The following is a 14,600-nucleotide window of genomic DNA, read 5'->3' on the forward strand; positions in this document are numbered from 1 at the left end:
AAATGATAAAATAAAAATTTAATTTGTATTCAAAACATTATTTAGCAATCACAATCAATTCTTGCCTTATATGATGAAATGAGTGTTGCTGATATGATGAATATAGCTCAGGATAGAATTGCTGATGAAAAGCAAATTATACTTTATTATATTGGCATAATAGACATTCACTGCAAAAATATGTATTTGTAATTATTAATGAATATAAAACGGGGTATGACTACCCCGTTAAAGATTTAAATTTTAATGATAAACTTTTATACTTATCTAAAATCTCCATTTATGTTGTCTAGTGGGTAAGTATTACATATATAAGCTTAATCGTTTAAATCCATAAAATCCCTTCTCAGACATCATATTAAATATTTCTTCAATAATCGAGTGAGTTCTTTAATATCAATAGGTTTTGCTATATGAGCATTCATTTGGCACTCTAAACATTTTTCAATATCTTCAGAGAAAGCATCTGCTGTCATTGCAATAATTGGAATAACTGATGCATCTGAACGCTCTAATGATCGAATTGCTTTAGTCGCATCATAACCTGTCATACGAGGCATACGAATATCCATAAGAATAGCATCATAATATCCTTCTGGTGATTCTTGGAACTTCTGAAGACATATTTCACCATCTTCAGCCCATTCCAATTCCATACCCATATCAGATAATATTTCTCTTGCAATTTCCCAGTTAAGTTCATTATCTTCGGCAAGTAAGATACGATGTCCAGATATGTCAATATTTTGATTCAATACTTGCTCTTGCATTGAATCAATACCCATATATTGGCGTAAACCATAAAATAAAGTTGATTTAAATAGAGGTTTTGAAATAAATCCATTAATACCGGCTTCACGAGCTTCTATCTCAAATTCGCTCCAATCATATGCAGAAATGAGTAAAATAGGGATGTCCCCTCCTAAATTATGTCGAATTTCTCTAGCAATTTGAATACCATCCATATCTGGTAGTTTCCAATCCAATAAGATAATTTGATAATCATTTCTTTTTTTATGATGTTGAATAACTAGATCTATAGCGTCTTCTCCACTTAATGTCCATTCAGCTTTAATACCAATAGAATCTAATGTTTTTATAGCACTCTCACAGAATAATTTATCATCATCAACAATCAACATATTCCAAGGCGGTAAAACCATATCCATTTCCATCGTCAATACTTTTTCAAAATCTAAAACGATATGAAACTCCGTTCCTTTTCCGAGTTCACTCTGTACATCAATAGTTCCTTCCATTGCATCGACAATATATTTTGTGATTGCCATACCTAAACCGGCCCCTTCAGTTTTATGTATTCTCCTTCCATCTGCCCGACTATAGGATTCATATATTTTTTCTAAAAATGCTGGAGTCATACCTATTCCGTCATCCTTAACAATGATATGAATACGAGCATAGTTCTCACCTTTTGGAGATTCTTCTTCTAAAAGAGAGAAATCTATAGAACCACCATCTGGTGTAAACTTAGTTGCATTAGATAAAAGATTTAATAAGACTTGATTTAAACGGACACCATCACACCATACATTTTCTGTTGAAATATCCTCAATATGTATACCGAATTTCTGTTTTTTTGCTTTTACCTGCGGTTGCATAATAATGATAATACCTTCAACAACCTCTTTCAATGAAATTGCTTCCATAGTTAAAGATAACTTACCACTTTCAATTTTAGACATGTCTAAAACATCATTTATGAGTCCTAATAAATGCTTACTTGATAGTGTGATTTTTTTCAAACAGTTTTTAACTTGTTCTTGATTATCTATATGTGCTGTTGCTATTGCTGTCATTCCTACAATAGCATTCATAGGTGTGCGGATATCATGACTCATATTTGCTAAAAATTCACTTTTGGCCTTATTCGCTTCTATAGCGGTTTCACGTGCTTTCTCCAATTCTTGCAATTGTAATTTTGTCATAACGAAAAAGCGTTGGAAAATGAGTATAAAAAGAATCAATATAGCAGCACAAGCAAGTACTGTCGTGCCAACACGTTGGATACCTAGATCATCTATGATAAATCCTAACATTTCAAACGGCATAACTGCGACTAAATGCCATTCAGAATAAGGTAAAGATGTGACATAAACTTGATGATATTGACCATTAATTTTAATCATTTTTGTATAATCTTTATTATTTTGAAGTGCTTTATCAAGTCCTTCAAGAAGAGTTTTTTTTGATGAATCAACTTTTTCAAAATTGTGTTGCTTTTGGATTACATCAAATGACTCCCATAAGTCAGTGTTAGAGTTACGAATAACAAAACTACCATCGGATCTAATAATATGATAATATGTCTCATCCCCTTCATTATCCAAAGAAAGAAATTCTGTGATATACTTCAAAGAAATAGCTACCACTAAACCAGTACATTTTTTATTGTTTTGCATAGGATAATCAGCATTAATCCCAAACAAAACAAGTTCATTCCCATTAGCATCAGTACCAACAGCAACTCGTTGCTGACCATTTTTTAAGGCATCTACGAAAGGCAATGGATTATTAGGAGATATTGCTTTTCCATAAATTGTTTCAAAAGTACCATCGCTAGCACATATTGATAAATGTTCAAATCCTCTGATTTCTGCCCTATAAGCCAATTCTTCATAGATTTCTTGTAAATCATTGTTTTCTTTTGAAACCGTAGAAACAATACCTGCCACTTGCTCAAAACGTAATTTAATAACGTTTTCAAAGTTTTTAGAGATTTCTTTATTCATGCTAGACATATAAATTTCGCCTATTTTATATATACTTTCATTACTTTTTTGGTTCATGAATACCCCTAACAAGAAAAATATAATTGTGCTAAACAGAATAAGCAAAATAAAACTACGAGTAAGAAAGCGAGTTATATGATTATTTGTTTTAATGCTACCCATTCTTGTTACTTCTCCTTAAACATTTGATATTCATTAATAGCATCAATTATTTGATAATAGTCTTTTGATAATTGGGGCATTAAATCAAGGGCTTTTTTATAATTATTATTTTTGAATTCATTTGTCATTTGATGACTGCTTTCATATAACTTAGAAAATGAAAGATTTTGACAAATTCCTTTGATAGTGTGAACATAGCGATGTGCATCTTCATAGTTTTCATTCTGGATAGAAATTTTTAAGAAATTAAAACTTTTATCTTTTAAAAACTTGAACATAAATTTCTCCACTATATACTCATTTTGTAATCTCTGAACGACCTCATCATAATTTCCATCAAGCTTCATATAACATTCTCTTAGGTTCATATTATATTTCCTCACTTTCTCTCATAATTTTTTTGTCATCATAAATAGCCACGATTCCTTTATTTTTTTTATTTTTTGCTTTATACATAAAATCATCAGCAATTTTAAATAGTTTTATTGGATTATCCGTTTTATAAATCCCACCCATACTTATTGATACACAAATGTTTGGACATTCATCAAATTCTAGCATATTTACTGAAGTACGTATAATCTTTAATCGTTTCTTAAATAAATCAGATGGAATACAACAGAATATAATAATGAATTCATCTCCACCATAGCGAATGACAGTATCTATCTTTCGGACACATGATACTATTGTTTTTGCTATTTTTTGTATAACACAATCTCCAACATAATGGCCATAAGAATCATTTATAGATTTGAAATTATCAATATCGATGACAACCATATTTTCAATATCTTGTTGATTGACAAAATGTTCATCATAATATCGACGATTGTATACTCCAGTTAGAGGATCAGTGTATAACAAATGCAATGTTTTTTCGTATGATAAGGGATCTTTATTTCTATCAAGGATTCCATTAATATTTTTCTTTTCAATCATATTTCTAATATTTTGAGGTGTTGGCTGAATCTTTGCTACATTTTTCAATTCAGTTTCAAGCATATCTGAAATATTTATTAAACATTGTAAAAGAATAGGATTAAAAGCCCCACATTCACCCCTTAAGATCATTTTTAGTGCTTGATTATGTGAATAAGCTTCTTTATAACATCTTTCTGTTGTTAATGCATCATAAACATCTGCTAAAGCAACGACTTGTGCTGCTATTGGAATTTCATCTCCTTTTAATCCATCAGGATATCCACTACCATCATATCTCTCATGATGCCATCGACATATTTCATAGGCAACACTAACAAGGGGAGATTCTTGTTGTTCAGTAGGTAAGTCCTGCAACATTTTTGCTCCAATTATAGGATGGGTTTTAATAACTTCAAACTCTTGATCAGTCAAGCGAGCAGGTTTATTCAAAATAGAACTTGATATTGATATCTTTCCAATATCGTGGAGAGATGATGCTGTACTAATTAAAGCAATATCTGTCTCAGATAAAACATATTGATCAGTTTGTTGTATCAGCTTTTTTAATAAAAGATTAGTAATGGCATTAACACGTAATATGTGTAGACCGCTTTCACCATTACGGAATTCAACAATATGAGATAAAATTGAAATCATCAGTTTGTTATTTTTTTCCTGTTCATGAAACTGTTGTGTTATAATCTTTTCAAGATAATGCTGTCTCGCATATAGAAGCATTGTATTTGAAATACGACGATGGACAATTGTTGAATCAAAGGGTCGACTGATATAATCAAATGCCCCCAAATCATAAGCACGCTTAATATTAGAAGGAGAATTATCAGCAGAAATCATAATAACAGCAAGGTTATCATCCCAATGATATTTGTTTATATAAGTTAAAACTTCAAATCCATCCATTTCAGGCATAAAAATATCTAACAGTAATAGTGAAAAGTCTTTTCTTTGCTGTGAAAGAATTGTAATTGCTTCAGCACCATTATTTGCTTCTACAATATCATACTGATTTTTAAGAATTTCAACGAGTAGATCTCTATTCATTTCTGAATCATCTACAATTAATATTTTTTGTTTATCCATTATACTTCAGTCACTTTCATAACATTTTATAAATTCAATTTTATTATAATTTTTCCAATACTCATTTACAACTGGTATATTGGTGACGTATACTAATAGGTTGTATCATTTTCTGTTGATAAAATAAGAATAATATAAAATAAAAGGAAATGACTTGTCAAATCATCAGGAAGCATTGTTTGATTTAAATGAATCATTTTTTACTCTTAACTTCTTTTCAAAAATCTATATACTTGAATTAAAGAAATTTTAAGAAATTCAAATTTGTGATGAATAATAAACAAAAGTTAGCAAGGAACATGAAAGTATTGAATTAACATCTCTCTTATCTGACATTGCATACACCCCCACTCCCTATTGCTTAATTCTTTTATCCTCTTATTCATATATCCACATTTATGGCACTTTTGTGATGATGATTCACACTGCCCCACATTATATTTCAGCATACTAAAGTATCCTGACCATGATCCATCCAATATATATTTTTTTCGTCTATAGAGTTACAAAACAAAAAGAAACTGAACAAAATAACTACTAGTTATTTCGTTACAGTTCTTTTTAATCTAATTCAAACTGACCGGTATACAATTGATAATATCTTCCTCTTTGTTCAATCAGTTCATCATGACTGCCACGTTCAATAATTTGACCATGATCCAATACCATAATAGCATTAGAGTTTCTGACTGTTGATAATCGATGAGCAATTACAAAAACAGTACGGTTTTCCATGAGTCTGTCCATACCTTTTTCAATAAGCTTTTCAGTTCTTGTATCTATTGAACTTGTCGCTTCATCTAAGATGAGAACTGGTGGATTAGCAATAGCTGCACGTGCAATGGCTAATAACTGACGTTGACCTTGTGATAAGTTTGCTCCATCACCTGTTAACATAGTCTCATAGCCATTTGGTAAACGTTTGATAAAACTATGAGCATTCGCCAACTTTGCTGCCTCTATAACTTCATCCATAGTTGCATCAAGTTTTCCATAACGAATATTATCAGCTATTGTCCCTGTAAATAAATGCGTATCTTGTAACACTATAGAAATAGATTTCCTTAAATCGTTCTTCTTGATAAGTTTAATGTCAATTCCATCATAAGTAATACTCCCACTATGAATATCATAAAAGCGATTAATTAGGTTTGTAATTGTTGTTTTTCCTGCTCCAGTACTTCCAACAAAAGCAATCTTTTGTCCGGGCTTCGCAAAAAGATTGATATCTTTTAAGATTGTGACCTCAGAATCATAGCCAAACACAACATCATGAAAACGGACGTCCCCTTTTAATGGAACAAGTTCTACACTACCATCTGGTCGAGGATGACGCCATGCCCATAATCCAGTATGTTCCTGACATTCATATAAAACATCATTACGTTCTCTAACACGTGTTAAAGTCACTTGTCCTTCATCAACTTCTTCTATTTCATTCATCATTTCGAATATTCTCTCTGCACCTGCCATAGCAGCTAACACAAAGTTTAACTGCTGTGTAAATTGATTAACTGGTTGTGCAGTCTGCCTTACAAAAATCAAATATGATGATAAACTTCCCAAGTCCATCATACCAGCTATAGTAAAGAAACCTCCCACACAAGCAACAACTGCATAGTTAAAATAAGAAATACTGACAACTGTTGGTATTGTTCTTCCTGAGTAAGTTAATGCTTCTGTTGAAGCATATTGCAACGCTTGATTTCGCTTATTAAATTCATCTATATTTTTTTGTTCATGATTAAAGACTTTAACCACTTTAACACCATCAACCATTTCTTCAATAAATCCATTAAGTTGACCCATAGCTGCCTGTTGATGAGTAAAATAATACTTACTACGATGACTTAAATATTGAATAATAAAATACATAACAATCATGCAACCTAATACAATTAATGAGAGTTGCCAATTTAAAATAAAAATTAATATTAGTGTTCCAACAATCATAATAAAACTTTGAATCAAATTATCAAAACAATTATTTAAAGCATCCTGAACAGTATCTAAGTCATTTGTAAAATGACTCATAATGTTCCCGTGTGCATTGCTATCAAAGTATCGTAATGGTAACTTTTGCATTTTACAAAATAAATCCTGTCTCATTTCTTCAACTATTTTTTGAGAGGTATGAACCATGAGTTGTTTATATATTGCCGTAGAAGTTGCCCCTATTGCATAAATACAAGCCATGAAAATAAGAAATGATATTAACCCCTGAAAGTCTCTAGGAAGAATATAATGATTAACTATTGTACGAATTTGAAAGGTTCCCCATAAATTAACTCCAGTACTCATGATAACTAATAATGAAACACTTAATAATGCATATTTGTGATTCCCCATATATTTTTTAAAAGAACTGAGTGTTTTCATCATATCTCTAGGCTTAGCGTTCGTTATTTGTCTTGCCATTATAAACCAGCTCCTTCCATTTGAGAATAGTAAATATCTTGATAGATACTATTATTCTTTAAAAGTTCATCATGTGTTCCAATCGCATTGATATGTCCATCATCAAGGATAATGATTTGATCAGCATGTTGAATTGAGGATACTCGTTGGGCAATAATCAACTTTGTTGTTTCTTTAAGAGTTGCAAGACCTTCACGAATATTTGCTTCAGTCGCTGTATCTACAGCACTTGTTGAATCATCTAAAATTAAAACCTTTGGATGCTTTAATAACGCTCTTGCAATACATAAACGTTGTTTTTGTCCTCCTGAAACATTGACTCCTCCTTGTCCTAAATCAGTTTCATACCCTTTTGGAAATTGATGAATAAATTCATCTACACTAGCGACATGACAAGCCCAATCAATATCTTCGTCTGTAGCATGTTCATTACCCCATAAAAGATTTTCTCTAATTGTGCCACTAAATAGAACATTTTTTTGTAAAACCATTCCTACACTATCTCTTAAATGTTCTATAGAATACTCTTTTACATTATGACCATCTATGAGAACTTCTCCTTCACTAACATCATATAGTCTAGGAATAAGTTGAACAAGACTCGTTTTGGCTGAACCAGTTCCACCTAAAATACCAATTGTTGAACCTGCTGGAATATGCATATCAATATTACTTAAAACATATTCTTTAGCTGTTGTCTTATATTTAAAATAAACATGGTGAAATGTAATATCACCACTATTAACAATCAAATCTTTATTTTGCGGATCATGAATATCAGGAACTTCATCCAATACTTCTATAATACGTTCACAACTGGCAATAGAACGTGTTAACATTAAAAAAACTGCTGAAATCATCATCAAAGAGTTTAAAATTTGCATGACATAACTTAAAAAACCTGTTAACTCTCCAACTTTCATGACTCCTTCAAAAATCATCTGTCCTCCAAAGAAAAGAATGCAGATAATTGTTGTATACATTACATATTGAAATAGTGGCATATTCCAAACTGATGTTCTAAATGCATGTTCACTGTTATCTCTTAATGCAATATTCATTTTTTTAAATTTTTCTTCCTCATACCCTTCTCTTACATAAGATTTAACGACTCTTATAGCATTTAAATTTTCTTGCACAACTGTATTGATTTGATCAATGCTTGCTTGCATTAATCGATATAACGGTCCTACTTTCCTAACAATCACAAAAAGTCCGCAAGCCAATATTGGTGTCACTACAACAAACACCATAGTCAATTCTGGATTAATTGTAAAAGTAAAAAACAATGCCATTAATAACATAACTGGAGCACGTACAAGTGGTCGAATTCCATTACTAATTGCTGTCTGTAGAATTGTCACATCACTTGTTAAACGAGTAATTAAAGATGACGTTGAAAAATGATCAGTATTTGCAAATGAGAAATTCTGAACTCTTTCAAATTCATCTTTTCTAAGTTCTGCTCCAAATCCTTGTCCAGCTGTTGCAGCAAAACGAGCATACATTATTCCTAAAATCAGTGCTAATAAAGCACAGATAATCATTTGGGCACCTTTCCATAAAATATATCCTTTGTCACTATTTGCAACACCAATATCTATAATATCTGCCATTAATGTTGGAATAACCAACTCAAAAACTGTCTCCAAAATGACACATGCACATGCTAGCATCAAGTATTTACGATGTTTTTGTGCATAAGGAAACAAACGTTTTAGCATAAAAATTCCCCCTATTCTAATTCTTTTCCTGCTAAATTCATATACATTCTTGACAAATAGTCTTTAAATTGTTCTTTTTCTTGAGCACTAAAACCTTGCAGAGAAATAGCCTCTACTTCCCTACAATGAATATCCCATTTTTTTAAAGCCTCTTGTCCAAGTGGTGTAATTCTTAATTGATAAGCACGTTTATTGTGTGGATTAATCTGACGTGTTAACATATTTTTTTCTTCTAGACCATTTAAAATCTTACTCACTGTAGCTGGTTCTACATCACAAGCTTCAGCAATATCTTTTAATTTACAATCATCATTTGTAGAAATATAGCGTAAGACTTTTGGCTGTCCAGGTGCTAAATTCATTTCATACATTTGAGCACGATTTTTCTTTCTTTGAGCATGAAATGTTTTAAATAATAAAATATAGAGTGGTATCTGCATAAATTCACCTCTTTTGTTAGTATGCTAATAATTAGCATACTAACTATAATACTATATGAACCTATTGTCAAGATATGTCATACATTTATCTTGTATACGTTTTATTTGCTTGTCAAAAATATGAGTGTTATAATACGAAGAGAAAGAAGGTCATATTATGAGTAAAGTTGATATTATATCTGGTTTTCTTGGTGCAGGAAAAACAACATTAATTAAAAAGTTAATCAAAGAAAACTTAAGCCATGAAAAAGTTGTGTTAATTGAAAATGAGTTTGGTGAAATTGGTATTGATGGCTCTTTTCTTAAAGAGGCTGGTATTGAAATTACTGAAATGAACTCTGGATGTATTTGTTGTTCTCTGGTTGGAGATTTCAGTGAAGCGTTAGAAAAAGTTGTGAAAGATTATCATCCAGATCGCATTATTATTGAACCATCTGGTGTTGGCAAATTATCTGATGTTATTCAAGCAGTTATCAATGTCCATGATGATAAACTGCAATTAAACAGCTTTATTGCTGTAATTGATGCGAAAAAATGCAAGACCTATTCATTAAACTTTGGTGAATTCTTTAATAATCAAATTGAATATGCTTCAACAATTATATTGAGTCGTACTCAAGATGTTGATCAGCATAAGCTAGAAGAAGATATTCAAATCATTAAGACATTCAACACAAAAGCCAATATCATTACAACACCTTGGGATGATTTAACTGGAGATACAATTATGAATGCCTTAGAAAACAAAGATTCTTTACAACAAGTTCTCCTCAAAGAAGTAGAAATATGCCCAGTATGTGGACATCACCATGATGAAGAGCACCATCATGAACATGAATGCTGTCATGAAGACCACCATCATGAACATAGTCATGAATGTGAATGTGGACACCACCATGAACATGGACATCATCATGCTGATGAAGTCTTTACAAGCATGGGTAGAGAAACCATTCATACATACACACAAGATCAATTAGAAACCATTTTGAAAACTTTGTCATCTTCATCTCAATTTGGAAGTATTCTTCGTGCAAAAGGAATTTTACAAACTCCTGAAAAAACATGGTTACATTTTGACTTAGTGCCTGGTGAATATGAAGTTCGCGTTGGTCCTGCTGATTACACTGGACGTATTTGTGTCATTGGTAAGGATTTATTGGAAGATAAAATTAGTGAATTGTTTGGAGTTGAATAATGAAGACACGTATATATTTATTTACTGGATTTTTAGATAGTGGAAAAACAACTTTTATCAATGATACAATAACTTCAACTGATTTTTGTGAGGGTGAAAAATCATTATTAATTGTAAGTGAACAAGGTGAAGTTGGATATAATCAAGAAGAAATTGAAACTTTAAATTGTGATATTGTTTATGTTACGAATGAAGATCAATGGACATATGAATATTTTGAAGACTTAAGAAACAAATACAATCCAACTCAAGTTCTTATTGAACTCAATGGAATGTTTAATGTGAATCGCTTATTGGCTTGTAGTCTTCCTGATGGGTGGGAAGTTGTTCAAGTTTTAACAACTATTAATGCACAAACATTTAGCTTATATATTCAAAACATGCGTTCTTTATTATTTCAACATGTTGTACATACTGATTTATTAATATTTAATAGAATTGATAATTCTATTAAAAAATCTTTCTTGAGAAACAACATTAAGGCAATAAACTCAACTTGTCAGATTATTTATGAGAAAGATGACGGAACAGTGAACACTTTAGATGATGATGAATTGCCATTTGATATCTCTGGTGATGAACTTATTGTCCTGGATCATGATTTTGGTATCTTTTGTATGGATGCTTTAGATCATCCTGATAAATATGCTGGTAAAACAGTTACGCTAAAAGGCAAATTTATTGGACGTGATAAACAACTTGAAGATGGTTTCGTTATTGGGCGATTGGCAATGGTTTGTTGTGAAGAAGATACTTCGCTTATTGGAATGGTTTGTGAACACCCAGCAGCAAAACAACTTATTCCTGATGAATGGATTCAAGTCACTGGAAAGATTGTTCTAGAATTTGATTTGGATATTGGTGGAGAAGTTTGTATATTAAAAGTGGACGACTTAAAAGTCGTACCACCATTAGATAATGAATATGTAACTTTTGATTAGAGGACAATTATTGTCCTTTTTTCTTTGAAGGATATTGATTTTATTTATCATTTTCAAAAAATGAAGTTCTTATAAAGTAAAAGATGAGTGTACTTATAACTAGAGAAATAATTATTGGTAGATAAAAGATCAGAATAGTTCCTATTCTATTATCAATCAGTTGATATAATATGTTATAAAGATGCTGAAATGTCACTGTATATTCAATAAAATAGCGAATAGGTATAAGTGTTAACAACCAAATATTGATACTAAAAAATGTTTTCTGATATGATTGTTTATGCAATGGTATTGCAAAGACCTCAAAGAGTATAATACCTAATACCTGTATAAACATACCTATGAATAAACATATTGAATTTTGATAATAATTCCATAACGTATAAGCTAAAACAAGTCCTAAAAAAATAATGAGTGTAGAAACAACGAGGATAATATCAATACGATTATCATCAGCCTGATTCTTCTCCATTTCATCTTTTAACAGATAATCAGTACTTACATGAAACAATTCACTCATAGCCACTATATTTTGTATATCTGGTATACTTTCGTTTAATTCCCATTTGGATACAGATTGTCTTGATACATCTAATTGTTCTGCTAGCTGTTGTTGAGATAGACCTCTTTCTTTTCTTAATTGCAATAATTTCTCATTCAGTTTCATTTTCTAATCCTCCTGACTCCTTTATTTTATCAAATTGAGTTGTTGCATACGACATAGCTCACTTGTCAGTTTCGCACCTAACAGTTGCATACTCTTATTTTACAAGAATTTTAAATGAAAACTCAAATATCTAAACTCTAAAATATTTTTCATCTCCCAGAATATTTTCTTTAGGAAATTTTTTCATATTGCTTTCGAATAACATATTGATAAACTATATAAATAACACTAACTACAACAAATAAAGTGATATAAGCAATCTTTAATCCAAAAAATTCACCAATCAATCCAACTAATGGAAAATAAATAATCATAACTAAACTAAATCCTAAAGATAAGACAGATAAGAGTGTTGCTCTTAAGTGACTTTCAACCTTTTCATTTAAAAAAGTCGTCATAGCTATATACAGTATTGTTTCAAAGAATGCCATCACACATATTGCTAAAATAGAAATAGGATAAAAAGGTATTCCAATCATAGAAATAACAATTCCTAATGGTAGAATTAAGAGTAACTTTTTTTGTGAATAATGTTTTAGAATTCTATAAGCCAACGTTCCTGCAATCATAGCAGCAACATTTTCTAATGATAAAAAGATAGAAATAGATGATATCTTTATACCTAACTCAGTCCAGTAATTTGTTAAGTAATAATAACATGTTGTTAATGATGCTGAAAAAAGTGATGTACTTAAAATCAAATAAAAGATTTGATGATCTTCTTTAATAAGCTGATAACTCATAATGACTTGTTGTTTCATATCATTTAGAATATGAGTTTTGACATAATGCTGATTTCGAATCTCTTTCATCTGCATCAAAACAAAAATAGATATTATCACAACAAGTATAGATAAGCCATATGTCAATTGATAACTCAATCCTGCAATGATTCCACCAATTGTTGTTGCTAATAAGGTTGCCATTTGAATCACAATTTCTCTTCTTCCCTGTATCTTAGGAAAAGTATCTTGTTCATGAGTTTCCATTAAAAGATCATAAACATAAGCACTATCAGTACCTGATTCTAAATTATATGATAATGCAGACAATATAAATGATAAATACATCATCCATTCTGATTGTCCTATAATTAAAACAATAATGGATATAATATCAATAAGTCTTCCTAGCAATCGACTCAATCGTCTTCCATATAAATCACTAATAATTCCTGTTGGCATTTCTCCTAACATTGATGTGATATGGAAAATACTTTCACATATTCCAACATCAATAAGAGTAAATCCTTTCATAATTAAAAATGTTGGCCAAAGTAATGTTGTGAGTTTCAAATTAAGTAAAAATTCAAATATATAATTTAAATATAAATTCTTTTTCATGATAAATCCCCTTTTCTCTTCTGGGGAACAAAAAAAGATTCCACAATAAAAATGGAACCTTTGTTTATTATTGTATTGACAGTTCCCCTATTTTGGACGCACTCGTCCCTTGTAAGAAAAACCGGTTAATGTTGTTCCTGTGTAAGCCATGCATCATGATATGAATTTGAATATTGTTGATTATTAATATGCATGTCTTCCACCTCACTATCTTTGTTTATTGTATCATTAATACATCTTATTGTAAACCTCATTTATACTCCCTGCTTTTTAAGAACTCTTTAAACCAGTAAAAAGAGTTTTTTTATACGCTGATACGAACCTGTTCCATCATCATTTTTGTCTACATAAATAAATTCATATCTTTTTTTCATTTCTCCACTTGTTGCACTTACTAAATCTATTAGTCCACCACATCAAATAATCACTACAATCAACATGATTTAAGAAAGTAAGATAAAGATAATCAGACATTTTTTCTAGAAGATTTTCACCATAATCTATCACTTGAATGACAATCTGAAAACATTATTCTTTTGTATTTGTTAATAAATAACTAAGACGTTCTCATTCATCATATGAATCTAATATATATGTATTATCTATTTCACTAAATTCAATGGAATTACCTGGATGCTTTTTAAAAGAAACTTCTTTTGAATAAACAATTACTTCTTGTGGTCCACATTTGACAACTACCACATTATTATTTAATATTTGGCTAACTTTCATATAATGACCTTTCTAGAAAAAAACTCAATAAATTGATTTATCAAATAAATTCATACTTCACTTATTTCCTTCTAGCAACTTATCGGAATTGAATATATCTTGGAGCATAATAAAAATGTAAAAAGGTACTGCTGATAGACAGTATCCTAAGCTTTTATTATTTATTTGACTTCTTGATTATTTCAAGAAGCCATTCAACA

General features: G+C 30.6%; 12 protein-coding genes and 1 pseudogene. 2 read left to right on the plus strand and 11 right to left on the minus strand.

Features of this window, described 5'->3' with window-relative positions:
• Positions 1-353 precede the first annotated feature (353 nt).
• The 6 genes from AC5M21_RS03535 to AC5M21_RS03560 form a co-directional block, all read right to left on the minus strand.
• On the minus strand, positions 354-2,759 hold the full coding sequence (locus AC5M21_RS03535) for a hybrid sensor histidine kinase/response regulator (protein ID WP_236916411.1): 2,406 nt from the start codon (positions 2,757-2,759) through the stop codon (positions 354-356).
• Between the two features lie 158 nt (positions 2,760-2,917).
• Entirely contained in the window at positions 2,918-3,280 is a 363-nt protein-coding gene (locus tag AC5M21_RS03540) for an Hpt domain-containing protein (RefSeq protein WP_054325167.1), read from the minus strand.
• A 1-nt stretch (position 3,281) separates the two neighbouring features.
• Positions 3,282-4,937 carry a GGDEF/HDGYP domain-containing response regulator gene (locus tag AC5M21_RS03545; RefSeq protein WP_017143994.1) on the minus strand — a complete coding sequence of 552 codons (1,656 nt, stop codon included), beginning with the start codon at positions 4,935-4,937 and terminating at the stop codon, positions 3,282-3,284.
• A 561-nt stretch (positions 4,938-5,498) separates the two neighbouring features.
• Positions 5,499-7,355 carry an ABC transporter ATP-binding protein gene (locus tag AC5M21_RS03550; protein ID WP_008788904.1) on the minus strand — a complete coding sequence of 619 codons (1,857 nt, stop codon included), beginning with the start codon at positions 7,353-7,355 and terminating at the stop codon, positions 5,499-5,501.
• Positions 7,355-9,079 carry an ABC transporter ATP-binding protein gene (locus AC5M21_RS03555; RefSeq protein ID WP_008788905.1) on the minus strand — a complete coding sequence of 575 codons (1,725 nt, stop codon included), beginning with the start codon at positions 9,077-9,079 and terminating at the stop codon, positions 7,355-7,357. The genes AC5M21_RS03550 and AC5M21_RS03555 overlap by 1 nt, the downstream gene beginning before the upstream one ends.
• Positions 9,080-9,090: 11 nt before the next feature.
• Positions 9,091-9,519, minus strand: a complete 429-nt coding sequence (locus tag AC5M21_RS03560) for a MarR family winged helix-turn-helix transcriptional regulator (RefSeq protein ID WP_008788906.1) — start codon at positions 9,517-9,519, stop codon at positions 9,091-9,093.
• A 157-nt stretch (positions 9,520-9,676) separates the two neighbouring features.
• Between AC5M21_RS03560 and AC5M21_RS03565 the strand changes: the two genes are divergently transcribed.
• Entirely contained in the window at positions 9,677-10,717 is a 1,041-nt protein-coding gene (locus AC5M21_RS03565; RefSeq protein ID WP_008788907.1) for a CobW family GTP-binding protein, read from the plus strand.
• Entirely contained in the window at positions 10,717-11,658 is a 942-nt protein-coding gene (locus AC5M21_RS03570; protein ID WP_008788908.1) for a TIGR03943 family putative permease subunit, read from the plus strand. Before AC5M21_RS03565 ends, AC5M21_RS03570 begins: the two co-directional genes overlap by 1 nt.
• A 40-nt stretch (positions 11,659-11,698) precedes the next feature.
• Here AC5M21_RS03570 and AC5M21_RS03575 read toward each other — a convergent pair whose 3' ends face one another.
• The 5 genes and pseudogenes from AC5M21_RS03575 to AC5M21_RS03595 form a co-directional block, all read right to left on the minus strand.
• Positions 11,699-12,325 carry a helix-turn-helix domain-containing protein gene (locus AC5M21_RS03575; protein ID WP_302378494.1) on the minus strand — a complete coding sequence of 209 codons (627 nt, stop codon included), beginning with the start codon at positions 12,323-12,325 and terminating at the stop codon, positions 11,699-11,701.
• Between the two features lie 170 nt (positions 12,326-12,495).
• A complete protein-coding gene (locus AC5M21_RS03580; RefSeq protein WP_008788910.1) occupies positions 12,496-13,668 on the minus strand; it encodes an MFS transporter in 1,173 nt (390 codons plus the stop codon).
• 125 nt (positions 13,669-13,793) lie between these two features.
• Entirely contained in the window at positions 13,794-13,922 is a 129-nt protein-coding gene (locus AC5M21_RS03585; protein WP_302280680.1) for a hypothetical protein, read from the minus strand.
• Positions 13,919-14,112, minus strand: a pseudogene (locus AC5M21_RS03590) (family 1 glycosylhydrolase); the annotation flags it as partial. The gene AC5M21_RS03585 and the pseudogene AC5M21_RS03590, both read right to left, overlap by 4 nt.
• A gap of 123 nt (positions 14,113-14,235) precedes the next feature.
• A complete protein-coding gene (locus AC5M21_RS03595) occupies positions 14,236-14,400 on the minus strand; it encodes a CAT RNA binding domain-containing protein (RefSeq protein WP_302280681.1) in 165 nt (54 codons plus the stop codon).
• Between the last annotated feature and the right edge of the window lie 200 nt (positions 14,401-14,600).

Source organism: Coprobacillus sp., assembly GCF_984815275.1.